This window comes from Pinibacter soli (assembly GCF_029961145.1).
Lineage (GTDB): Bacteria > Bacteroidota > Bacteroidia > Chitinophagales > Chitinophagaceae > Pinibacter > Pinibacter soli.
In genome coordinates, this window is sequence record NZ_JASBRG010000007.1 from 2,492,948 (window position 1) to 2,516,137 (window position 23,190).

Annotated in this window: 21 protein-coding genes and 1 tRNA gene; 11 read left to right on the top strand and 11 right to left on the bottom strand. The window is 41.1% G+C overall.

Going from position 1 to position 23,190, the window contains the following annotated elements; genetic code table 11:
• Positions 1-13: 13 nt before the first annotated feature.
• The 3 genes from QJ048_RS20480 (at position 14) to QJ048_RS20490 (ending at position 1,384) form a co-directional block, all read left to right on the top strand.
• On the top strand, positions 14-448 hold the full coding sequence (locus QJ048_RS20480; protein ID WP_282336293.1) for a DUF1573 domain-containing protein: 435 nt from the start codon (positions 14-16) through the stop codon (positions 446-448).
• A 12-nt stretch (positions 449-460) separates the two neighbouring features.
• Positions 461-907 carry a DUF1573 domain-containing protein gene (locus tag QJ048_RS20485; RefSeq protein WP_282336294.1) on the top strand — a complete coding sequence of 149 codons (447 nt, stop codon included), beginning with the start codon at positions 461-463 and terminating at the stop codon, positions 905-907.
• 189 nt (positions 908-1,096) lie between these two features.
• Positions 1,097-1,384: a YciI family protein gene (locus QJ048_RS20490; RefSeq protein WP_282336295.1), complete on the top strand. Its 288-nt coding sequence runs from the start codon at positions 1,097-1,099 to the stop codon at positions 1,382-1,384.
• Between the two features lie 80 nt (positions 1,385-1,464).
• Here QJ048_RS20490 and rpoB read toward each other — a convergent pair whose 3' ends face one another.
• Together rpoB and thiE are read right to left on the bottom strand one after the other, a co-directional pair.
• Entirely contained in the window at positions 1,465-5,268 is a 3,804-nt protein-coding gene (gene rpoB, locus QJ048_RS20495) for a DNA-directed RNA polymerase subunit beta (RefSeq protein ID WP_282336296.1), read from the bottom strand.
• Between the two features lie 300 nt (positions 5,269-5,568).
• Positions 5,569-6,195 (bottom strand): thiamine phosphate synthase, encoded by a 627-nt coding sequence (gene thiE, locus QJ048_RS20500; protein ID WP_282336297.1) that lies wholly within the window; start codon positions 6,193-6,195, stop codon positions 5,569-5,571.
• 250 nt (positions 6,196-6,445) lie between these two features.
• Between thiE and QJ048_RS20505 the strand changes: the two genes are divergently transcribed.
• Positions 6,446-6,934 carry a hypothetical protein gene (locus QJ048_RS20505; protein WP_282336298.1) on the top strand — a complete coding sequence of 163 codons (489 nt, stop codon included), beginning with the start codon at positions 6,446-6,448 and terminating at the stop codon, positions 6,932-6,934.
• A 23-nt stretch (positions 6,935-6,957) separates the two neighbouring features.
• Here QJ048_RS20505 and QJ048_RS20510 read toward each other — a convergent pair whose 3' ends face one another.
• The 4 genes from QJ048_RS20510 to DarG form a co-directional block, all read right to left on the bottom strand.
• Positions 6,958-8,274: an ABC transporter permease gene (locus QJ048_RS20510; RefSeq protein ID WP_282336299.1), complete on the bottom strand. Its 1,317-nt coding sequence runs from the start codon at positions 8,272-8,274 to the stop codon at positions 6,958-6,960.
• Positions 8,275-8,317: 43 nt separating this feature from the next.
• Entirely contained in the window at positions 8,318-9,055 is a 738-nt protein-coding gene (locus QJ048_RS20515) for an ABC transporter ATP-binding protein (protein WP_282336300.1), read from the bottom strand.
• 86 nt (positions 9,056-9,141) lie between these two features.
• Positions 9,142-10,155 (bottom strand): BtrH-related acyltransferase DarH, encoded by a 1,014-nt coding sequence (gene darH, locus QJ048_RS20520; RefSeq protein ID WP_282336301.1) that lies wholly within the window; start codon positions 10,153-10,155, stop codon positions 9,142-9,144.
• A gap of 17 nt (positions 10,156-10,172) precedes the next feature.
• Positions 10,173-10,583 carry a flexirubin biosynthesis protein DarG gene (gene DarG, locus QJ048_RS20525; protein WP_282336302.1) on the bottom strand — a complete coding sequence of 137 codons (411 nt, stop codon included), beginning with the start codon at positions 10,581-10,583 and terminating at the stop codon, positions 10,173-10,175.
• A 319-nt stretch (positions 10,584-10,902) separates the two neighbouring features.
• On the opposite strand from DarG, the gene QJ048_RS20530 reads away from it, so the two are divergent.
• The 3 genes from QJ048_RS20530 (at position 10,903) to QJ048_RS20540 (ending at position 14,783) form a co-directional block, all read left to right on the top strand.
• Entirely contained in the window at positions 10,903-12,924 is a 2,022-nt protein-coding gene (locus tag QJ048_RS20530; protein ID WP_282336303.1) for a KUP/HAK/KT family potassium transporter, read from the top strand.
• 122 nt (positions 12,925-13,046) lie between these two features.
• Entirely contained in the window at positions 13,047-13,835 is a 789-nt protein-coding gene (locus QJ048_RS20535) for an alpha/beta hydrolase (RefSeq protein WP_282336304.1), read from the top strand.
• A gap of 141 nt (positions 13,836-13,976) precedes the next feature.
• Positions 13,977-14,783, top strand: coding sequence for an alpha/beta hydrolase (locus QJ048_RS20540; RefSeq protein ID WP_282336305.1), 807 nt, complete (start codon positions 13,977-13,979; stop codon positions 14,781-14,783).
• Positions 14,784-14,877: 94 nt separating this feature from the next.
• Here the strand turns inward: QJ048_RS20540 and QJ048_RS20545 are convergent, their stop codons facing one another.
• The 3 genes from QJ048_RS20545 to QJ048_RS20555 form a co-directional block, all read right to left on the bottom strand.
• Complete coding sequence (locus QJ048_RS20545; RefSeq protein ID WP_282336306.1) at positions 14,878-15,822, bottom strand: hydrogen peroxide-inducible genes activator; 945 nt, start codon at positions 15,820-15,822, stop codon at positions 14,878-14,880.
• Positions 15,823-15,952: 130 nt separating this feature from the next.
• Positions 15,953-16,870 (bottom strand): S66 peptidase family protein, encoded by a 918-nt coding sequence (locus tag QJ048_RS20550; RefSeq protein ID WP_282336307.1) that lies wholly within the window; start codon positions 16,868-16,870, stop codon positions 15,953-15,955.
• A gap of 218 nt (positions 16,871-17,088) precedes the next feature.
• Positions 17,089-17,409 (bottom strand): carboxypeptidase-like regulatory domain-containing protein, encoded by a 321-nt coding sequence (locus QJ048_RS20555; protein ID WP_282336308.1) that lies wholly within the window; start codon positions 17,407-17,409, stop codon positions 17,089-17,091.
• Between the two features lie 441 nt (positions 17,410-17,850).
• On the opposite strand from QJ048_RS20555, the gene tgt reads away from it, so the two are divergent.
• Positions 17,851-18,990 (top strand): tRNA guanosine(34) transglycosylase Tgt, encoded by a 1,140-nt coding sequence (tgt, locus tag QJ048_RS20560; protein ID WP_282336309.1) that lies wholly within the window; start codon positions 17,851-17,853, stop codon positions 18,988-18,990.
• Positions 18,991-19,080: 90 nt separating this feature from the next.
• Here the strand turns inward: tgt and QJ048_RS20565 are convergent, their stop codons facing one another.
• The gene (locus QJ048_RS20565) at positions 19,081-19,596 is read right to left on the bottom strand and encodes a DUF4339 domain-containing protein (RefSeq protein WP_282336310.1); all 516 of its coding nucleotides are present in this window, start codon (positions 19,594-19,596) and stop codon (positions 19,081-19,083) included.
• A 186-nt stretch (positions 19,597-19,782) separates the two neighbouring features.
• On the opposite strand from QJ048_RS20565, the gene QJ048_RS20570 reads away from it, so the two are divergent.
• The 3 genes from QJ048_RS20570 to QJ048_RS20580 all read left to right on the top strand — a co-directional run bounded on the left by QJ048_RS20570 (position 19,783) and on the right by QJ048_RS20580 (position 22,779).
• Positions 19,783-20,898, top strand: a complete 1,116-nt coding sequence (locus QJ048_RS20570) for an LptF/LptG family permease (RefSeq protein WP_282336311.1) — start codon at positions 19,783-19,785, stop codon at positions 20,896-20,898.
• Positions 20,899-21,258: 360 nt separating this feature from the next.
• The gene (locus tag QJ048_RS20575; RefSeq protein ID WP_282336312.1) at positions 21,259-22,584 is read left to right on the top strand and encodes a citrate (Si)-synthase, eukaryotic; all 1,326 of its coding nucleotides are present in this window, start codon (positions 21,259-21,261) and stop codon (positions 22,582-22,584) included.
• 121 nt (positions 22,585-22,705) lie between these two features.
• Positions 22,706-22,779 (top strand) — tRNA-Ala (locus QJ048_RS20580).
• Positions 22,780-22,949: 170 nt separating this feature from the next.
• On the opposite strand, the gene QJ048_RS20585 is transcribed toward QJ048_RS20580, so the two are convergent.
• Positions 22,950-23,114 carry a hypothetical protein gene (locus QJ048_RS20585; protein ID WP_282336313.1) on the bottom strand — a complete coding sequence of 55 codons (165 nt, stop codon included), beginning with the start codon at positions 23,112-23,114 and terminating at the stop codon, positions 22,950-22,952.
• Positions 23,115-23,190 lie beyond the last annotated feature (76 nt).

Below are 23,190 nucleotides of genomic sequence, written 5' to 3' on the forward strand. Positions count from 1 at the left end.
ACCCTGTATGCGAATGAAAAAAACCTTATTAGCGGTTTGTTTGTCGGTGGGAATCTCCTCCATTGCATTTTCACAAACCAATGAAAAACAACAGGAAACGCTGATGTTACCTGAAAAAGTCTACGACTTTGGCAAAATTTCCCAAGGCAGGCCTGTTACTCATGAATTTTATTTTACCAACAATAGTTCTGATACTTTGCACCTTGATAATGTGCAGGCATCTTGCGGTTGCACCACTCCTGTCTGGAAAAAGGATCCGGTGTTGCCGAATAATACAAGCAAAATTACAGTAGGGTACAATGCAGCAGCAGAAGGCCCCTTCGAAAAAACCGTGACTATTTTTTACAATGGAAACAAAACCTCGGCCATTAAAATTAAGGGTGAAGTAACCAAGGCTCCAGTAGGTTCAGCTCCTGCCAACAGTTCCATTCAATTATTAAAACAATAAAAAACAATAAGCATGAAAAAAATCGCTCTGTTATCTGTTTTCTCTTTAATGCTAAGCGTATTTGCATTTGCGCAAACAACCAGTACGGTTCCAACCAAAAAAGCTGACGAATTAGTAAAATTTGCTGAAACAAGACACGACTTTGGTAAGATCAAACAAGGCGTACCTGTTACTTACGATTTCGCCTTCAAAAACATTGCCTCAGCTCCTGTTGTAATCGAATCTGCAACTGCAAGCTGCGGTTGTACTACACCTGTAAAACCTGAAAAACCGGTTGCTAAAGGTAAAAGCGATGTGGTAAAAGCTGGTTTCAATGCTGCCGCTGCCGGTCCATTCGAGAAAACAATTTTCGTAAAAGTTGCTGGTGCTGATCAGCCTTTGGAATTGAAAATTGCTGGCCAGGTGTTAAGCGCTGATGACTTCGCAAAATATGAAGCTGAAAAAGCAAAAGGCAAATAGTTAGCCTAAGTCCATTTTAAATAATTTGTCCCTGTGAGATTTCTCATGGGGATTTTTTTTGGAGAAACCTGAACGCCCGCCTGAATGACTGGTCGGGCAGGCAGATTTTCATGATTTCCATGATCAATGAAGATCTTTTACTTTTTACCTTTTACTCAAAACTCATATTCACAACTCAAAACTTCCCATATGCAATTCCTTGTTATTGGCACTGACCACAAAGATGCCGAAGCGTTAAATCGCCGACTCGCGGTTCGTCCGAAACATATCGACCGTATGCACAAAGAAAAAGCTAAAGGACATTTTATTTTCGGCGGATCAAAACTAACTGATGAAGGAAAAATGGTCGGTTCAATACTGGTGATCGACTTGCCGGATATGGAAGCTGCTGAAAACTGGATAGAGGCAGATCCATATGTGAAGGATGGTGTATGGGAGACTTATGAAGTGGTGCCGTTTAGAGTGGCTGAGGTGTAGATGTAAACCTTGATGATTATGAACTTCACAATAAAAAAGCCGCGGCAATGCCGCGGCTTCACAGTATGATGAATAATTTATTATTCAAATTTCAGATCCAGACCCAAACCTCTCAACTCATGTACCAATACGTTGAATGATTCAGGAACACCAGCTCTTGGAATGTTGTCACCTTTCACGATTGCTTCATAAGTTTTTGCACGACCTATGATATCATCAGATTTAATAGTTAACAACTCCTGCAGGATGTTAGATGCACCGTATGCTTCAAGTGCCCAAACCTCCATCTCACCAAAACGCTGACCACCGAACTGAGCTTTACCACCCAGAGGTTGTTGTGTGATCAAGCTGTATGGCCCGATAGAACGTGCGTGCATTTTATCGTCAACCATGTGGTGCAGTTTGATCATGTAGATGATACCTACAGTTGCTTTCTGGTGCATGCGTTCGCCTGTTTCACCATCATACAGGTAAGTGTGACCCATCATTGGGATACTTGCTCTTTCGCAGTATTCAGCGATTTCGTCAGTTGTAGCACCGTCGAAAATTGGAGTAGCGAATTTCACACCCAATTTCTCACCGCACCATCCAAGTACTGTTTCGTAGATCTGTCCAAGGTTCATACGGCTAGGTACGCCCAATGGGTTCAATACGATGTCAACCGGAGTACCATCTTCCAGGTAAGGCATATCTTCTGCACGCACAATCTTAGCAACGATACCTTTGTTACCGTGACGACCGGCCATTTTATCACCCACCTTCAACTTACGTTTTACAGCAAGGTAAACTTTAGCCAATTTCAATACACCGGCAGGTAATTCATCACCGATTGATACGTTGAACTTCTCTCTCTTATAACGTCCAAGTTCTTCGTTGTACTTGATGTTATAGTTGTGCAACAAGATGTTGATCTGGTTGTCGATATCAGCATCACCTGTCCAACCCAGCGGGTTAATGTTAAGGTAATCAAGGCCGGCAAGGTTCTTAGCAGTGAACTTCGCGCCTTTACCGATTTGTACTTCACCGAAGTTATTGCTAACACCTGTTGAAGCTTTATCTCTCAACAACACTTGCAATTTGCTCAACAACACTTCCAACAGATCAGTTACATTTTTCTCGTGAACTTTCTCGATTTTCTCGATAGTTGCTTTTTCACGAACTTTTGTATTCTTATCTTTTTTTGCACGTTGGAAAAGTTTCTTGTCGATAACCACACCTTCTACTCCGTTTGGAGCTTTCAGTGAAGCATCTTTTGCGTCGCCGGCTTTATCACCGAAGATCGCACGCAACAGTTTTTCTTCAGGGGTAGGATCGCTTTCTCCTTTTGGAGTGATCTTACCAATAAGGATGTCTCCTTCTTTTACCTGGGCACCGATGCGGATGATACCGTTTTCGTCAAGATCTTTTGTTGCTTCTTCAGATACGTTAGGGATATCCGGAGTCAATTCCTCTTCACCCAATTTAGTATCACGTACTTCCAGTTCGTATTCAGAAATGTGAATAGAAGTGAACCAGTCATCGCGTGCTACTTTTTCGCTGATTACGATCGCATCCTCGAAGTTGTAACCTTTCCAAGGCATGAATGCCACTTTCAGGTTACGTCCCAAAGCCAATTCACCATCTTTCACAGCGTAACCTTCAGTTAAGAAGTCGCCTTCTTTTACTTCCTGGTCTTTTTTCACAGCAGGACGTAAAGTGATAGAAGTTTCCTGGTTGGTTTTAATAAACTTCGTTAGTTTATATATTTTAAGATCTTCTTCAAAGCTTACAAGTTTCTGAGCTTCGTTTCGGTCGTAACGAACGTGAATTTCGTTAGAGTCAACGAACTCAACAACGCCTTTGCCTTCAGCCATAATCTGCACACGTGCGTCACGTGCAGCTTTACCTTCAAGACCGGTACCTACGATTGGTGCCTGGGCATTGATCAATGGAACAGCCTGACGTTGCATGTTTGATCCCATCAACGCACGGTTGGCATCATCATGCTCAAGGAACGGAATCAGGGAAGCACTCAAACCAACGATCTGGTTAGGAGCAACGTCCATGTATTCTACTTCTGTTCTTTCCAAAATAGGGAAGTCACCTGTTTCACGGCTAACGATCTTGTCTTCAGCAAACTCGCCTTTTTCAGTAAGCGGAGTATTTGCCTGCGCGATCTTAGCGAAATCTTCCTCTTCAGCACTCAGGTAAGTCAATTCTTTCATATCAACTTTACCGTCGTTCACTTTACGATATGGAGTTTCGATGAAACCCATTTCGTTGATCTTTGCGTGAACACACAAGGTAGAGATCAAACCAATGTTTGGTCCTTCCGGAGTTTCAATTGTACAAAGACGACCGTAGTGAGAATAGTGTACGTCACGAACCTCAAAGCCTGCACGCTCACGGCTCAAACCTCCTGGCCCTAACGCTGAGATACGACGTTTGTGAGTGATCTCAGACAGAGGGTTGGTTTGGTCAAGGAACTGAGACAACTGAGACGTACCAAAGAATGAGTTGATCACAGAAGAAAGTGTTCTTGCATTGATCAAATCAACCGGGGTAAATACCTCATTATCACGAACGTTCATTCTTTCACGAATGGTACGAGCCATACGTGCAAGACCAACACCGAACTGAGCATACAATTGTTCGCCCACTGTACGTACGCGACGATTGCTCAGGTGATCGATATCGTCAATATCTGCTTTCGCGTTTGTAAGGCGAACCAGGTATTTAATGATTTCGATGATATCTTCTTTCGTTAATACTTTTTTCTCAAGAGGATAGTTCAAATTCAACTTACGGTTGATTTTGTAACGGCCCACTTCTCCAAGATCATAACGTTTATCACTGAAGAACAATTTGTCAATGATACCACGTGCTGTTTCGTTATCAGGAGCATCTGCACCGCGCAATTGACGGTAGATGTGCTGAACCGCTTCCAACTCTGAGTTAGAAGTATCTTTATTCAAAGTGTTGTAGATGATCGCATAGTCGCCACCAACGTCTTCTCTTTGCAGGAATACGCTTTTAACGCCCATATCAACCACCATTTCAGCTGCTTCTTCGTCAAGGATAGTGTCACGCTCAAGCACAACTTCGTTACGCTCGATAGAAACCACCTCGCCTGTATCCTCATCCACGAAATCTTCTACCCATGTTCTCAATACACGAGCAGCCAATTTTTTACCAATATATTTATCAAGTTCTTTTTTCTCGCCTTTCACTTCATCGGCCATTCCGAACAACTCAAGAATGTCCTTATCAGTTTCGAAACCGATAGAACGCAGCAAAGTTGTTACAGGGAATTTTTTCTTACGGTCGATGTAAGCATACATCACGTTATTGATATCTGTAGCAAACTCCATCCATGCACCTTTGAAAGGAATTACCCTTGCAGAGTAAATCTTAGTACCGTTCGGGTGAACGGACTGACCAAAGAATACACCAGGAGAACGGTGTAATTGAGAAACCACAACACGCTCAGCACCGTTGATAACAAAAGTACCACGAGGGGTCATGTAAGGAATGTTTCCGAGGAACACATCCTGAACGATGGTTTGGAAATCTACGTGCTCTTCATCATTACAGCTCAGGCGAAGCTTTGCTTTTAATGGAACAGCGTACGTTAAACCACGCTCCATACACTCTTCGATAGTGTAACGAGGCGGATCAATAAAGTAATCCAGGAATTCCAGCACGAAGATGTTGCGGGTATCGGTGATAGGAAAATTTTCCCTAAACACACGGAATAAACCCTCAATGTTTCTTTTGTCTGGAGTCGTTTCTAACTGGAAGAAGTCTTTAAATGATTGAATCTGTACTTCGAGTAGGTCAGGAGTTTCTGCAATGTTTTTAATTTTTGCAAAATTGACCCTGTTGTTCACTTTTGTTGAAGACATATGTATAATTAAACCGGTTTTAAAGATTTTAAATCGTCTATAGACAAAATACCAAAGGAGAACATTAAATGTTCTCTTTTACACTACAAATCAATAAGTTATATAAAAAATACGGCCGTTATATAACATCAATTAGCTAATTTTCCCGTAAAAACAGGAGAGCAAAGGTAAGAAATAACATCAAATAAAAATAAAAGTTATTAAAGAAGACAGAAAACTGACAAAAATTATTTATATATAGCTGCTAGCACAGATACGCCACGCTGCAACTACCGACCCAAGCCTGCATATCTTCGCTAATCAGGCAAGACTGGCGATCTCAATCTCGGCTCTTAACAATGCAGCTGCTTTTTCAGGATCCTTTGCACTGCAAATAGATGACATCACCGCAATGCAGTCCACTCCCGCTTTTACCACCTCTTTTACATTTGCCATATTAATATTGCCAATAGCGGCAAGTGGCTTATTGGTTTGCGAACGAATCCAGCGGATGCCTTCTATCCCCCATTGCACCAGCGAACCCGTTTTTGTAAAAACAGGGCATATACCAAGGTAATCGGCTTTTTTTGCTTCTTCGCAATTTATTTGTTCTTCATATTCAACGGAATAACCCACGCAGCCGCAGTCTGGCCAAACCTGCTTAATTATACTCGGAGAATTATCGCTTTTACCCACATGAACGCCGTAAGCATTTAATCCTTTGGCTATATCCCACCTGTCATTCACAATCAGAGGAACATTGTATTTGTTTAATAAATGTTGCAGAGCTATGGTGGTCATGGCAAAATCTGTCTCATCCATCTCATTGTCGCGGAATTGAACAAGGTCTACACCGCCGCGCGCAGCAGACTCCACAACGTGTAAAATGTTTTTGCCCTTACAAGCCAATTCACTGACAACCAGGTATAATCTGTAAGGAAATACCATAAAGTAATCGTTTAGTATAAGTTTTATTAACGGTAAGGGAAAGGATTTTTGGCACAGATAACGCTTAACTACAGAGCCAAGCTGCATATCAGCACTAAACATCAAATAACATACAGCTTTTGAGTTATGCACATCTATAAATGTGAAAAAACATGTAAGATCTGACGCGAGTTTTGTTAACAAAGAAAGCCGGGAATTGTTTGCAGGGGCTTTATTTTTCTCTTTATATATTTGAGCCAACGATTATTCTATGATTACAAACAAGACGTTACTTTTTGTTGTTTTCGCTTTTCTCCTTGTATATTGCCGAACTCAGATTAAGGTAGACGAAAAAGACAAAATATTCCATGCAGGCCCAGTCAATAGTGGATTTGGCGTAATATACTTCGGTTTATACAAAGGCAATAAATACCAATTTTGTGACGGCGATTTTATGGACCCGGGTTGTTACACGGGTAATTACGACTTATCTGGTGACACGATAATTATGCACGATTTAAGAAAGCACCATGGAATTCAAACTAATAAATTCTTAATTCGCCGTTATTCTAGTATGGATAGCAGTTATTGGCAAGGGAAATATCCAGATCACAAAGATGAGTGGCAAAACATGCGACAAAGAGACCTAGCAAACGGCGCCACCGGTGACATAGTCCCCCTAAATTCAAATGGAAACATCGTGTTCGACAAAGACAATTATTTTCTTATCAGATTTGACCAGATTAAGAACAATCAATGACGCTGGATCATATCTAACAAATTTCACCTCTTCCTCCGCTTCTCCACCACTCCTGCGATTATAAAAAACACGGCGCTGAAACCAAGAAGCATTGAAAGCTTAGGCAAAATGCCATAAAAACTACCGTTACGTAAAAACAGATCATTGATAATATCGAGAGCCCAATGAAGGGGCGAAACTTTTGCCAGTTGTTGCAATGCATACGGCAAAATTTCGACTGGCACCCAAATACCACCGATGGCCGATAATATCACGATGGAAATGGAACCAAATGGCAAAGCCTGGTTCGCCGTTTGAAATACAGTTCCAATTAGCACGCCATAAGAAGTTGCCGTAAATGAAATTACAATTGCCGTGATAAATAAAGAAATTGGTGCGTGGCCCATGTACAATGCAGGCAAACCTAAGTGGGGCAACAAATAAACACCTGCCTGCAACATCAAATAAAATTGCACCACACCAACCATTACATAGAAAAATAATTTGCCGAATAGAATATCGAAATACGAGCCCGGAATTAGTTTCAGCCTTGTCAAGCTACCGTCTTCCCTTTCACCGATCATGTTTCCCGCGATAGGAATGATGATAAAGAACAAACCAAATATCGCCCATGCGGGAACGTTATGTTGCACTGAGTTGGTGGCGCTGTAAATATTGGCGTTTACGGGTGAGGCCTCTCTAATACCCACCGAACGCAGCCTATTCTGCAAATCAATATTTACCGAGTCGTTAGTATCGCTATCCTGCGACTTCATTGTTTTTGCGAGTCTGGAAAGCGTCAATTCAGCCTCAGATTTCGTGGTAAATTTCTCAAGCGCATTCATTATTGAAAGCTTGAACGTTTGTTTGGCAGCAGGATCGAAATAGACTTGTATGTCATTGCCGGGGCGGCTTTCTCTTTGCGGTAGTTTTCCGGGAGCGCCTATTTTTGAACCGATGTCATTAGCAATCTGGTTGGCGCTATTGATCACTTCAGCCGATAGACCATTGGGAATAACAATACCGATCTGATATTTTCCTTTTTGCACCAAAGCCTTTACAGCAGCATCATCCAATACCTTATCGTCTACAGATGTAACAAGATGAAACTGCTTTGTCTGGCTAAAATCTTCCTGTAATTTTTTTGCGAGTTGGCCGTGATCATTGTCCACCCACAACACATCGAACCGAATGTTCTGATATTCCCGAAATGGAGCGTCCTGTATCAATGCCATGATTACGGTGAGTACAATCGGCATTAATAACAGCAATGATAACCCGGCTATATCTTTTAAGAAAAGTCGGCATTCATTGATGATGGTAGCAATAATTCTAGATACAGATGCAGCCTTTTTTTGCATGAAACGGGGAAAGTTGTGAGTTTTGAGTTGTAAGTTATGAGTCCTAATCTCTGACTTTTGTTCCGGTTATTTTTAAAAACAGATCTTCCAAATTATTTGCATGATGCGATGAAATTAATTCTTCTGTATTCCCATGAACCACCAATTTCCCGTTGTCTATAATGGCAACTTCATCACATAACTCCTGCGCTTCTTCTAACAAGTGGGAAGTGTAAATGATAGAATGTCCTTGCGCATTGTACATTTTCAGAAAGTCCATGATCATGTTGCGCGACTGCACATCTACGCCAGCGGTTGGCTCATCCAAAATCAACAACACGGGCTCGTGCAGCAGAGCTGCGATAATATTTGCCCTCCGTTTCATTCCTCCGGAAAAATGTTTGATAGACTTTTTTGCGTTGTTATCAAGGCCAAAGATTTTCAAATAATGATAGATCTTATCTTTCAACGCTGTTCCTTTAAGTCCATACAATTTTCCAACGTATTGTAGATTTTCAAACACCGACAACTGGGGATACAGAGCAATGGATTGCGGCACAACACCGATCTTCTTTTTAATGCTGTCAAGCTCACTTCTTACGTTATCTCCTAACACAACTACATCTCCATTGTCTGGTGCCACCAACCCACAAATGATCGAAATGGTAGTTGTTTTACCTGCACCGTTTGGCCCCAGCAAACCCGCAATGATGCCCGTAGAGAATTGTATGTTCAATCCCTGCAACGATGGCTCCGGCGCATGCTTGTATGTTTTATGGAGATTGTTTATTTGAAGCATCATTAATTAATTGAAAATTGAAAATTGAAAGTCGAAAATTGGTTTGAACTACGAGGTTACATTTTAAATTTTCAACTTTCAATTTTCAATTAATTCCAGCTTTTCGCTACTTTTTTAAGTTTCTCAAAAAAATCTTTTTCCTTTCCGGATATGTCAATGAGCATGTCGCCCAGTTCATCGTAGGAGTGCAATTCACCGCTGCGGGCCTTGCAGGTGCGTGCTGCGGAGTATGCAAAGTTGCGCCATTGGTCGCCAATTGTGGTCATTTCTTGTGACAGGCGCAACAATTCGTCGTTACCAAATTTCTTGCCTGCTTCCTGCAAAAATGCCGCATACAAAAATCTGAAACCTGCGCCGCCTGTGCCGATCTCTTCCTGCATGCGAATGATATTTCCAACATACAGTGCCGATCTTCTTGGATCAAGTTTGGCGGGATATTGTTTTATTTTTTTACCCAAAAATTTAATGCCCTTTACTCCGAAGAATGGCACGGGTGGAGTTAACATAAAAAAACATGTTTGATTGATGCCGCTCCAAATCGGCTTTGTAAGATCAACTGTTTTGGGCGCCTGAACGGGATAATACATTCTGCCGTTAGGTTCCGGAAACCCTTTTGCAAAGCGTGCTTTCGCCAGATCTTCTGAGGAAACTTTCGCAACACTTTCCATTACCGGATCACTGATCAGGTATTCATCACCTTCTTTGCCAAAGGCAATTAAATTATGTGCATTGAAATGAAAACGAAAAGCAGGAGGCAAATAATTTAAATAATAAACGCTGGCCATCATTCCCGCTGGTCTTTTGCTGGCCAAAACCTCATCCAGCGCCTGCATGGCTTTTTCGGGAGTTTTAAAATTCTCCACTTTTATTTTTACGCCAAGTTGATTGCTTACTCTTTTAAAAATGTAACCTGGCCAAATGCGAAAGGTTGTTCCCGGTACGCCATTTACTTTCACAAATGGTAAGTGCCCGAAAAACATTCCTGCGCCGATGCCAAATATCATAGGTTCAGAAAGTTCTACTCCGTAGTATCTTAAAAGATTTACTGTAACGCCGCTTTCACAGTGTGCATACTGGTGATGCTCGAAATTATCAATGATCATAGATGGTTGAAATATTATTACGCTGTAGGGAATTTAGTAAGTTCATCTACAGTTATGTTGAAAACGGATGCGTATTGCTCCAATGTTTCTTTATCAAGTTTTTTAAAGACAGAAGGTTTTAAATGCCGTTTTACTACCCATTTCCATTTGCCGACATAGCTTGCAAGGATGGGAATGTCCATAAGATTTTTCAGCATAAAATAGGCAATCGGACTTACTTCGCCATTTTTCACTTTATCCCTGGTTTCTGCAATGTGTTCGTCAATGTCTTCCCAGGCTTGGGTAAGTGCATAGTTCTCGGCTTCCCAGCCGTCGGACTGTGCAGACTCATAATTTCCGGAATCGTCAGTCACGTATAATACTTTCCTTAAGGTATTGTCTTCTCCCTTAATGATTTTTTTATCCTGTGGTAATTCTTCCTTTTTCATAATCCCGGGTTGTTTAATAGCCTCACAAACGTAAACAAAAAGTGCGATTATACGTTGAGACAACAGGAATTAGGAGTTAGTAGTTAGGAATTAGAAATTAGTGGGAGAACACACTTGATATTTGAGCTACGTTCTAACTCCTAATTTCTAATTCCTAATTCCTGACTAAACTAACGGTTAGTAGTTTCAGTTATTAACTAATAATTTTTTAAACAACTTTAATTGTGTTTCCATATAACTTTGCAGCTTGTGTCTGCAGAAAAACTGTTAACACAGTATTAAAATATTCGTACACAGTAAAGTTCATAATTACTCAATCGTGGGCAAAATATCAAACAAGGCCTCGTTGGCCGGACTTCTAATCGCCTTAGGAATTATTTATGGTGACATTGGTACATCTCCTCTTTACGTAATGAGCGCTATCATTGCCGGAAGACCTATTTCAGAAGACCTTATCATCGGAAGCGTGTCCTGCATTATCTGGACGCTCACACTACAAACCACTGTTAAATACGTTATCCTCACGTTACAGGCAGATAACAAAGGTGAAGGTGGTATCTTTTCATTATACGCACTGGTAAGACGGCAACGGAAATGGCTGGTTGTTGCCGCGATGCTAGGCGGTGCCGCGTTACTCGCCGACGGTATGATTACGCCTCCAATTACCGTTACCTCTGCCATTGAGGAGCTTGGAAGGCAGGATTTCTTCAAGCCAATTGTCGATTCCAATCCTAACATTATCATGTACATAGTGCTGGGCATCTTGTGTATGCTCTTCTTTGTACAGCAATTTGGAACGGCATCCATTGGTAAATTCTTCGGGCCGATCATGTTTGTTTGGTTCTGTATGCTGGCGGTACTGGGGCTTTCGAAGATCTCTTTTGATTTCGACATTTTCAAAGCACTGAATCCATACTACGCTATAAAATTATTGGTAACTTATCCAAAAGGATTCTGGTTGCTAGGTGCGGTTTTCCTTTGTACCACGGGTGCGGAGGCACTGTATTCAGATCTTGGTCACTGCGGAAAATGGAACATCCGTTACTCATGGATATTCGTAAAAACCGCCCTGATCTTAAACTACCTGGGACAGGGTGCATGGCTTTTGGCAAAACATCATGGAGCTGTATTTGCGACTGAAAAGCTTTTAAAAGATTCCAAGTTCATGCTGGAGTTTCCAAACGCACAGGAACTGATCAACCCTTTCTACGGCATCATGCCGCATTGGTTCATCATTGCAGGTATCGTGATTGCCACGGCTGCTGCGATCATTGCCAGCCAGGCATTGATAAGCGGTTCATTTACGCTGATCAGTGAGGCAATGCGACTGAATCTTTGGCCAAAACTCAAAATTGTTTACCCAACAGAAGAACGCGGGCAACTATATATTCCGGGCATTAACCTGTTGCTATTTTTGGGATGTACAGGTGTAGTATTGTACTTCCAGGAATCGAGCAACATGGAGGCAGCCTACGGTTTGGCTATTACCATGTGCATGATCGCAACGTCTATTTTGTTTGCAAACTACCTCGTTTCCAAACGAACCCCGCCATATCTCATTTACTTGTATCTCGTGGTGTATTTGGGAATTGAATTCGGTTTCCTTTTTGCAAATCTTGAGAAATTCCCTCACGGTGGTTTCGTTTCTTTGATCATTGCAGGAGGTTTGTTCACCATTATGTATATCTGGTTCCGCAGCAGAAAAATCAAAAACCGTTATGTGGAGTTTGTACGCATGGACCACTATATTCCACAAATACAGGAACTGAGCAACGACAGAACTGTTCCTAAACATGCGACTCACCTGGTGTACATGACTAGCGCGAACAATCCTAAGGAAATTGAGCATAAGATCATTTATTCAATTCTGAACAGAAAACCAAAACGCGCCGATATATACTGGTTCATTCACGTAGATACTTTGGATGATCCGTATACCTGCGAATATTCCGTTGACCATATTATCCCGAATGATATTATCAGGGTAGAATTCCGTTTAGGCTTTAGAATTGAGCCGCGCATCAACTTAATGTTCCGTAAAGTAGTGGCGGATCTTGTTGCCAACAAAGAAGTGAACATCACCAGCCGCTATGAAAGTCTTGAAAGAAACAATGTGGTGGGCGATTTCCAATTCATTGTTATGGAAAAATATTTAAGTCAGGATAATGAATTGCCAATCGTGGAGCGCATTATTATGAAGTTGTATTTCTGGGTGAAAGAAGTCAGTCTTTCTGAGGAAAGAGGCTTCGGTCTTGACTCGGCAAGCGTAACAGTTGAAAAGTTCCCGTTGATCGTATCCCCAGTTACGAACTTGCGATTGAAAAGAATTGAGATGGACTGAACTGATGGAGAGTTGAGCGTTATTTGAAAAGTTGGGCCCTTGGTCCAACTTTTTTGTTTTGCGTAACGTTAATATTTACAGATGAAAAATTTACTATTTTGAAATAACTAACAGACCACTTATTGAGCCACATCATTATTTATATAGCGGGGGGCATTATTTTACTTTCTATTCTCGGATATTTTTTCCAGGAAAAATTCATTTTCAAACCAGAAAAGCTAAAGAAAGACTTTGTTTTCAAATATGATGTTCCTTTTCGCGAATTAAACTTTGATATCGCTCACGGTGTACTGATAAACGGTTTGCATTTTTACCGGAAGGACCCCAAAGGTTTGATCCTCTATTTACACGGCAACAGCCGAAGTATAAAGGGCTGGGCCAAACGCGCAAAAGACTTTTACCGGTATGACTATGATGTCGTGTTGATCGATTATCGGGGGTTTGGAAAAAGTACAGGCAAGCGAAGTGAATCAGAAATGCTGAGCGATGTGCAGTTTGTGTACTCGGCTCTTGCCAAACAATTTGCGGAGCACCACATCATCGTTTATGGAAGAAGCATTGGCAGCGGCTTTGCGGCAAAGATCGCATCTGATAATAAGCCGCGCTATCTGATCCTCGATGCGCCATACTACAATTTCACAAGAGTGGTGAAGCGCTTTCTTCCAATTTTGCCGGTGAGCATTGTACTGCGATATCATTTGCGTATTGATAAATGGATTCGATACGTAAACTGCCACACGTACATTTTACATGGCACAAAAGACAGATTGATCCCCATAAGGCACAGCGAAAAACTCCAGGAAATCAGCCCCAACAAAATCACGCTGATACGCATTGTAGGCGGCGGACACAACAACCTGCCCTCTTTTGATGAGTACCATAATTTCATTCGGGATATTTTGAAATATTAGTCCAATTTGAAAATTTGAAAATGTGGGAATATGAAAATTCATTTAATGCGAGATGCCTGATTTCCATTCCTAATTCTAAACTTAATATCATTTTCAAATTTTCAAATCCTCAAATTTTCAAATAGCCCCTATTTTTGCAAAATGAGAGGACCAGTTTTCAAATGGATCAAAATTATCATCATAGTGTATTGCGCTATTGGTATCGCTTTTTATTATTTGCAGGATCAGATTCTTTTTCATCCTGAAAGAAAAGCTAAGAACGAAGCATACAATTTCGATATTCCGCATAGGGAAGTGAACATTGCTTACGATACGGCTTCTAACCTCAACATCATTCAATTCACAACAAAGGACAGCATTGCGAAAGGCGTGGTGCTGTATTTTCATGGCAATAAAAAGAACATCAGCTGGTACGCCAAATTCGCTCCCAACTTCACCAAAAATGGTTACGAAGTCTGGATGATCGATTATCCTGGGTTTGGAAAAAGCACAGGCAAGATGTCAGAACAACGCCTTTATGACTATGCGCTGCAGTTATATAAATTGGCGCGTACAAAATATGGAAAGGACAGCATTATCATTTATGGCAAAAGCATGGGCACGGGTGTTGCGGCGCAGCTGGCTTCCATCAGGGATTGCAAACGATTAATTTTAGAAACTCCGTACTCAAGCATGCGTGGACTAGTGCAAACATATTTTTTTATGTATCCGCTAAAAAATATGTTGCATTATAATTTGCCTACGTATGAATATTTGCAAAAAGTTATTGACCCGGTAACAATATTTCACGGCACGGATGATCGCGTAATAACTTATAGAAACGCATCTAAGCTGAAGCCTTTTTTAAAACCAGGTGATGAATTTGTAACCATCAAAGGGGCAAGCCATAACAACCTTAATGACTATCCTTTGTTTCACGAGAAGTTAGACTCTTTGCTAAGGCAATGATTGAATAAACGAATGGACTGAATAAACTGAGTGTTTATTTTTCGATTTTGCACTATGTCAATCGACCACTCAGTCTATTCAATTTATTCAGTTATTATTCCCCATTCACTTCCACCACAAACGACTTTTTATTCTTCTTTATCTTCTCTGGCACGGCGGAAATGATCTCACTTTTTAGCGCATCAATAAGTCTTTTCTTCACAAAATCGCGGTGAACGACCAAGCTCACTTCACGCATAGGTGAAGGGTTGCGGAAATGTCTTAGCAATTGTAATTGCTTTGGTGACATATCTGTTGTAGCTAGTTCCGGAAGAATGGTTATACCTTCGTTTACCTCAACCATTCTCCTTAACGTTTCGATGCTTCCCGCTTCGTATTTGAAACTATGTTGTAGCTCGCTTTGTTTCCGGAGGTCGCAAAGATTTACAATCTGCGATCTAAAGCAATGTCCTTCTTCCATCAACCAAAGTTTATCGACAGCGATATCGTTTGGCTGAATAACTGTCTTTTTAAACAAATCGTTCTTTTTGGAAACGTAGGCCAGCAACTCCTCGTAGAATAAAGGATATTCTTTAATACCATTTTCGTGCAAAGGTGTAACAAGAATACCAACGTCTATGCGGCTTTCTTTCAAACGTGAAACCATCACTTCCGTCATCATTTCGTTTACAACCAGTTTAATCTGTGGAAATTTTTTACTGAATCCTTTTACAAAAAGCGGCAAGAGATATGGCGCTAAAGTTGGAATAATACCAATGCGCAACTCACCGGTCAATATGCCTTTCTTTTGCTGAACAATCTCCTGTATTACATTTTTCTCAGCGATGATCTTCCTTGCTTGCGCAAGAATATCAACGCCCGCTTCTGTTGGAACAACGGGCTGTTTGCTGCGATCGAAAATTTTTACGCCTAATTCGGTTTCAAGTTTTTGAACCTGCATACTGAGTGTTGGCTGTGTTACAAAACATGCATCGGCTGCAGCGGCAAAATGGCGAAAATTATCTACCGCCACGAGGTATTCTAATTGCGTGAAAGTCATGCAGCAAAGATAGATAGCGTTGATGAAGATTAAAAATCAATAAATTTCATTTATGAAGTAAAAATCAAACGTCAAACAGGAACTCGCTGCGTTTTCAATTCGCCCCTACAGCACGCCCATTTTTCAACTTTCAATTTTCAATTTCTCTAAGTTTCACCTCACTTTCATCCACCCTCAACTCATACTCCACTCCTACTTTCAGCGCATAGTTTTTCGTGTCATGGCTTACAGGAAAATCAAAGCAGATGGGATATTTATAGGCTTTTACAACGTCGTGAATAATTTCAAAAACAGTTTTACCGAACGGTCTTGTGGTGTCCTTCATATCATTAAAGCTGCCAATGATCAATCCTGCAAGGTCATCCAACTTACCGGCACGCTTCAGCTGGAGCATCATTCTGTCGATATTGTAAGTATACTCGCCAATATCTTCAATAAAAAGAATTCTGTTTTTGGTTTTGACCTCAGATTTTGAACCGATCAAATGTACCAGCAATGCGAGATTCCCACCGACCAATTCGCCACTTGCTTTTCCTGTTTTGTTGAACTCATGAGCAGGACAAGCATACTGCATAGCCTTGCCTTCCAACGTTTCTTTTAGTGAAAGAACGTATTCACTTTTATAACCTTCATCGTTGAAAGCTGCCGCCATTGGCGAATGGATAGATGCAATTTTGTAATTCGTATGAATGTGGGAATGAAATACTGTAATATCACTGAACCCAATGATCCATTTTGGATACTTCTCGAACTGCCGGAAATCAATGTCGTCAATTATCCTGCTAACACCATATCCGCCCCGGCCGCAAAGAATGGCTTTTACTTCCTTGTCATCAAGCATTTGTTGAAAATCATTCAGACGTTCTTCATCTGTGCCTGAAAAATAATTGACAGAATCGCCTCCAAGTGTTTTTCCTACTTTGACTTTGTAACCCCATTGCAACAATGTGTTGATACAAACTTCTGCTTTTTCATATGGCATGTATCCAGCTGGACAAACGATGCCTATTGTATCTCCGGGATTTAAATAAGGAGGAATGGTAGTCATAATAACTGAATAATTGAATAACTGAGTTGTTGCCAATTAATTGCGAGTCCAAAATAAGAACATTTCAGTTATTCAGCTATTCAGTTAATCAGTCTGTTAAAAAAAGATCCGTTGAACGCAAGTGGCCGCGCTCAACGGATACATGGAATTCCATAGTGGTCGTTATCAAAGTAATCAGATTTTAGAAAAAGAAGACGCCAACACAGAGCTGGTTATCTTTACTGTTGTAGTTTAATTTCACCTACATCAGTCGGTTGGCCTTCGGTTACATTCACATCTTCTTTCGCTATATTTTTATAAGGAGGTTTGGCTTCTATAATTACGCGATACGTTCCAGGTTTGGCATTTGTAATTTGAAATGTGCCACCTTGTATTGCCGCTCTCAGCGTATCACTGCTTGATAATGCCCATGCACGCACTGCGCCTTCAGATGGACTAACTGTTCCTTTAATAGCACCATTTTGTACGGTATAGAAAGAAAACAATCCCGCTACACCAATACCCAATAATCCCAATTTCAATTTTGTGAGTTGTTTCATAACAATCGAATTTTTGATAGAAAATTAATTTAGTTTTTACTCTTTCTACGTCGGGATGCGTATAGCTTTTTATTGGGGGGAACCAACCTAAAACAAGGACTGTGCCGAATAAGGCACGCCTATGCCAGAGTTATATACACTTTGGGCATTAAAGACTATTTTATGATTTCTTTAAATTTTCGGTTACTCATTCCCAGGGAGTTAGAGAGAGCACGCATATGACGCGGATTAGATGGATTTACACGGATTTTTCCGATGATCACCGTCGTTTATTTGTGCAGACTTTCAGTCATTCAACATATCAGTTATTCAGTTTACTCGGGTATTCAGTTATTGATCCGTGTAAATCAGTCCAATCAGCGTCATCTGCGTGCCGATCCCTAATTCCTAATTTCTAATTCCTGATTCCTTTAACTATTTTTGCCCGCTTAACAAGTACACATGGCGGCTTTAACATTTGATCTTCAAACGACAGACAGCGCTTCAAAAGCGAGGGCAGGAAAAATAACAACGGATCACGGTGAAATTCTTACACCGATATTCATGCCCGTGGGCACGGTCGGCAGCGTGAAGGCTGTTACCCAAAAGCAGTTGTATGAAGATGTAAAAGCGCAGATCATTCTTGGAAATACGTACCATTTATATTTACGTCCAACACTTGATGTGCTTGAAAGCGCCGGAGGCCTGCATAAATTCAATGGCTGGCACAAACCAATTCTTACAGATAGCGGTGGCTACCAGGTTTTTTCTTTGGCAAACAACAGAAAGATCAAGGAGGAAGGTGTTATTTTTCAAAGTCATATTGATGGATCGAAACACTTGTTTTCTCCGGAACGTGTGATGGATATCCAGCGCACAATTGGCGGAGATATCATTATGGCATTTGACGAATGCCCACCTTACCCGAGTGACACCAAATATGCCAAGACCTCCATGGAGCTTACGCATCGATGGCTCGACAGATGTTTTACGCAATTCAACAACACCCCTGACAAATATGGTTACACGCAAAATCTGTTTCCGATTGTACAGGGCAGTACCTACAAAGACCTTCGCAAAGCATCGTCTGAATACATTGCATCGAAAGGCGCTACGGGCAATGCTATCGGCGGCCTTAGCGTAGGTGAACCGGAAGAAATGATGTATGAGATCTGTGCGCTTTGCTGCGACCATTTACCGGTTGACAAACCTCGCTACTTAATGGGTGTGGGCACACCATGGAACATTCTTGAAAATATCGCTTTGGGTGTGGATATGTTCGACTGTGTAATGCCTACACGCAATGGCCGCAACGCGATGCTCTTTACTTCCAAAGGTGTGATCAACATTGACAATAAAAAATGGGAAAAAGATTTTTCTCCTATTGACGACGGCATTGATTGCGATACGAGTAATTACTACTCAAAAGCCTACTTGCGCCATCTTATTAAATCGAAAGAAATTTTGGGACTAACGATCGCGAGTGTTCATAATCTTGCTTTTTACCTGCACCTTGTAACCGAAGCCCGCAAACATATTCAACAAGGCGATTTTGTGAGTTGGAAAAATGAGCAGGTGGAATTATTGAAAACAAGATTGTAATTCATGAAAGGTGAATCGTGAACGTGGCATTCCAATTATGTACAAACTTATTATTGGGTGATCCATTTCACGTTTCACCATTCACGATTCTTATACTGAGCGTTTATGCATATAATAAAGTAACAGGATAAATAAAGTTCCTCCTACGTACACACTAAATTCCGACCAGTCATAGTTGGCAAAAAGCCCATTGAATTTGACCAATGTCCCCCAAACATCAGGGTTACTGCTGATCTTAGTGTACGTGGCATCTGTGAATTTGACAAATGGCCAAAACTTTTCAGTTGCAGGGTCGCCGACATAATTAAACGGTTTAACCTCGGCGTATGAAAGGACTAACGCAAGCATGTTGAAGCCTATCCAGACAAAAAGCCACTTGAATCGTTGTGCAAAAGTGGCAAGCTGCATCGTAACGGTCTCTGTTTCGTGGAAGCCATTTCCATTTTGAGCAAACTGTCCATAAACTTCCGGAACCTGATCCAATCGCTTCCATTCAGGAAAATTTTTGTGCCAGATCATTGTGTCTGAAGTCAACTTCTTTTTTTTCAGCTCTTCGACAGAATAAGGTCCTTCGATGGTTTCGTTCTTAAGGTAATAAATGAGCATAGATTAGACGGATTCTATATCAATAAATTCTGTAACGATAAATATAGCGCTAAAACCTGAAAGCTAAAAACTTGTTAACGAAAAGATTTTCAGCAACTTACAATCCGCTGCAATTTACAGCTTTTACGCTTTTTTTGAATTCCTTACGATTTCGTGGTCATCGGTTACACTTTAAAACCACTACTTTTGCCACGTTTAATAAGCTACATGAAAATACTTGACTGGTATATACTTAAAAACTTCCTGGTAACGTTTCTTTTCACAATTGTTACAATAACGACAATTGCTGTAGTTATTGATGTGAGCGAAAAAACCGACGATTTTGTAAGATCCGGTCTTTCATTTGGCGGCATCGTCACCAAATATTACTTCGGCTTTGTGCCGTTCATCGTGTCGATGATTTTTCCACTCATTGTTTTTATTGCTATTATCTTCTTTACATCAAAAATGGCGGCGCGGACAGAAACCGTAGCCATTCTTGCAAGCGGTATTCCATATAATAGGATGTTGAGACCTTACTTCATGGGAGGTATATTACTGGCCGTTATCTTATGGTTGATGATGGCCTTTGTGATACCAAGGGCGCAAGAAATAAGAAGCAATTTTCAGACCACATATATAGACAGGAACAGCGGATACGTTCCCGGAGGTACAAATAATTCCAGCGACTTCTACTTCCGCGCCGATTCCAACACTTTTGTTGGCCTTCGCTACTATGATACCGCCAGAAAAGCCGCCAATAGTTTTTTCCTTGAAAAGATCCGCAATAACTCGGTGTACTATAATCTTCGTGGCGACAATATGCACTGGGATACTGCCTCAAAAAAATGGATCGCAGACCGTGTGCAGGAGCGCACGATTGATGGGTTGCACGAAAAATTAACCACCCACGACACAATGGTTCTTAAGCTCAATGTACTTCCGAAAGACCTGAGAAAAGACGAATATTTAAAAGATAAACTCACTACACCTGAGCTAAGAGCCTTCATTAAAGCGGAACAGCAACGCGGTGGCGAAGGGCTAAACAACTATATAGTAGAACTTCATCACAGGAATGCAACACCCGTTGCCATTTTAATCCTTACTGTAATTGGGGTGTCGGTTGCCGCAAGAAAAACACGTGGCGGAAGTGGCTTAAATCTCGCCATAGGTATTGTGATGGCAGCATCTTTTGTTGTGATGGACAAATTCTCCACTGTATTCTCCACAAAAGGAAACCTGCACCCAATGCTGGCCGCATGGATCCCGAATATTATTTACAGCTTTGCTGCGTTTTGGTTGTACAAAAGAGCACCGAAATAATTAAGAATTAGGAATTAAGAATTGGTTGGGTGTGTGGCATTCCCGATCTCACTTTAACTCGTTCAATTTATAAGCGGGCTTCAAAAAGCTCAACCTGACACTCTATTTATGCCGTCAGGCTGACCTTATTGAAGCCTTTTACGCATAAGTAATCATCGCCGACAGTCCACATCTTCGCGGCAATGAATTCCTAATTCTTAATTAAAAGCACATAGTTGAAATAGATTTAATATTTCAATTCTCCATCGATTGCGCATTAATTTACCTGCATTCTTATTGATTTAATTTGTTTCACCAACGACGTTTAAGTAACTTTAGCCGCATTCTGAATTTTTAATAATTTTTGAAAATCACTTGTCAATGGAAGTACTCAAAGAAAGGTTCAAAAAGAAGGCCGACGAAGCCGCTACTGAAATAAAAGGCATTTTGAAAGATCATAGCAACGATGTTATTGGTGAAGTTACACTTGCACAGGTTTATCAGGGTATGCGTGGTATAACCGGCCTGGTTTCTGAAACTTCTCTGCTCGATGCGCACGAGGGCATTCGATTTAGAGGATATTCAATTCCGGAACTTCAGGAGAAACTGCCAAAAGCAAAAGGAGGAAGCGAGCCATTACCAGAAGGTCTTTTTTACCTGATGTTGATCAATGAACTTCCTTCAGAAGAAGACGCAAACACTATTACAGAATTGCTGCAGCGTCGCTCGCACGTGCCCAACCACGTATTTGATGCTATTGACGCACTTCCTATCGAAACGCACCCGATGACAATGTTTGTTGTGGGTATCATGGCGCTTCAGACAGAGAGCCACTTTGCGAAAGAATATGCGCGGGGTATCAACAAAAAAGACTACTGGGATCCGGTCTTTGACGATGCAATGGACCTTATCGCGAGATTGCCGCGTATCGCAGCTTACATCTACAGACGTAAATACAAAAACAATCAACATATTAATCCAAACGGATTACTTGACTGGGCAGGAAACTTTGCACACATGCTCGGTTTTGAGGACGAAGGATTCATGGAACTGATGCGCCTTTACATGACCATTCATGCTGATCACGAGGGTGGCAACGTATCTGCGCACACCACTCACCTCGTAGGTTCTGCTTTAAGCGATCCTTATTTATCTTTCGCGGCAGGCATGAACGGTTTAGCCGGCCCACTTCACGGCCTTGCTAACCAGGAAGTGATCAAATGGATCTACGAATTGCGCGAAAAACTAAACACAGAGCAGCCAAGCAAAGAGCAAATTGCCGAGTACGTAAAAACTACTTTAAGCGAAGGAAAAGTTGTTCCGGGTTATGGTCACGCAGTATTGCGAAAAACAGATCCACGCTTTACTGCACAAATGGAGTTTGGTAAAAAACATATGCCGGACGATGCATTGGTGCAAACTGTTTGGAACATTTATGAAACAGTGCCTCCAATTTTGCAATCGTTGGGAAAAATCAAAAATCCATGGCCAAATGTGGATGCACATAGCGGTGCTTTATTAGTTCACTACGGCATGATGGAATATGAATATTACACCGTATTATTTGGCGTAAGCCGTGCATTGGGCGTATTGGCGAGCCTTTGTTGGGATAGAGCGCTTGGTCAGCCTATCGAGCGTCCAAAATCAATTACCACCGATCTTGTAAAAAAATGGTTGAACAAGGAAGACAATATTTGGGGCGATTAGAAAGAATAAAAAAATCAGCATAAAAATTCAGGGAGTCCTCCGCGTTGACGGAGGACTTTTTTATTAGAAACATTTTTTTGTTTTACAATTCCTCCCTCCTATTTTTGCAATCCACCATTTCGGGGAATTAGCTCATTTGGCTAGAGCGCTACGCTGGCAGCGTAGAGGTGACCGGTTCGAGCCCGGTATTCTCCACAAGCAATTTGAAAATTTGAGAATGCCTAAAAATTCGATTTTCAAGACAAATAATCAAGCATCGGGATATTCCGGTGCTTTTTGTTTTTTAAACTCTTTATTTTTTTCAACATTGTTTAATCGTGGTCTAGTTTATCGGAAGGGGTGGTTTTCGTATTCTTCGCCATTTTCTACGAGATTGGTTTCACTTTTATGTTTCTTTTGAAGAGTACCCAAATATGCCTGCCTGCTTCATTCAGGCGTTCCCTTCGCTCTTCGTTTCTTGCTTTTGTTTTTCTGGAAATGTAGTAGAAAAGCGTAAGTGCAAAAAATATTGCTATAAGTCCCCAAGGCATGTTCATATAATTTTAAGGAAGAATTGGCTTATAAAAATGCGGATATTTTGGTGCTTTATCGCTGGTACCGGGAGAC

Bases quoted from the DNA above. Each gene is read 5' to 3' on its own strand.
- QJ048_RS20480 (WP_282336293.1), top strand. From the start codon at position 14: ATGAAAAAAACCTTATTAGCGGTTTGTTTGTCGGTGGGAATCTCCTCC.
- QJ048_RS20485 (WP_282336294.1), top strand. From the start codon at position 461: ATGAAAAAAATCGCTCTGTTATCTGTTTTCTCTTTAATGCTAAGCGTA.
- QJ048_RS20490 (WP_282336295.1), top strand. From the start codon at position 1,097: ATGCAATTCCTTGTTATTGGCACTGACCACAAAGATGCCGAAGCGTTA.
- rpoB (WP_282336296.1), bottom strand. From the start codon at position 5,268: ATGTCTTCAACAAAAGTGAACAACAGGGTCAATTTTGCAAAAATTAAA.
- thiE (WP_282336297.1), bottom strand. From the start codon at position 6,195: ATGGTATTTCCTTACAGATTATACCTGGTTGTCAGTGAATTGGCTTGT.
- QJ048_RS20505 (WP_282336298.1), top strand. From the start codon at position 6,446: ATGATTACAAACAAGACGTTACTTTTTGTTGTTTTCGCTTTTCTCCTT.
- QJ048_RS20510 (WP_282336299.1), bottom strand. From the start codon at position 8,274: ATGCAAAAAAAGGCTGCATCTGTATCTAGAATTATTGCTACCATCATC.
- QJ048_RS20515 (WP_282336300.1), bottom strand. From the start codon at position 9,055: ATGATGCTTCAAATAAACAATCTCCATAAAACATACAAGCATGCGCCG.
- darH (WP_282336301.1), bottom strand. From the start codon at position 10,155: ATGATCATTGATAATTTCGAGCATCACCAGTATGCACACTGTGAAAGC.
- DarG (WP_282336302.1), bottom strand. From the start codon at position 10,583: ATGAAAAAGGAAGAATTACCACAGGATAAAAAAATCATTAAGGGAGAA.
- QJ048_RS20540 (WP_282336305.1), top strand. From the start codon at position 13,977: ATGAGAGGACCAGTTTTCAAATGGATCAAAATTATCATCATAGTGTAT.
- QJ048_RS20545 (WP_282336306.1), bottom strand. From the start codon at position 15,822: ATGACTTTCACGCAATTAGAATACCTCGTGGCGGTAGATAATTTTCGC.
- QJ048_RS20550 (WP_282336307.1), bottom strand. From the start codon at position 16,870: ATGACTACCATTCCTCCTTATTTAAATCCCGGAGATACAATAGGCATC.
- QJ048_RS20555 (WP_282336308.1), bottom strand. From the start codon at position 17,409: ATGAAACAACTCACAAAATTGAAATTGGGATTATTGGGTATTGGTGTA.
- tgt (WP_282336309.1), top strand. From the start codon at position 17,851: ATGGCGGCTTTAACATTTGATCTTCAAACGACAGACAGCGCTTCAAAA.
- QJ048_RS20565 (WP_282336310.1), bottom strand. From the start codon at position 19,596: ATGCTCATTTATTACCTTAAGAACGAAACCATCGAAGGACCTTATTCT.
- QJ048_RS20575 (WP_282336312.1), top strand. From the start codon at position 21,259: ATGGAAGTACTCAAAGAAAGGTTCAAAAAGAAGGCCGACGAAGCCGCT.
- QJ048_RS20585 (WP_282336313.1), bottom strand. From the start codon at position 23,114: ATGCCTTGGGGACTTATAGCAATATTTTTTGCACTTACGCTTTTCTAC.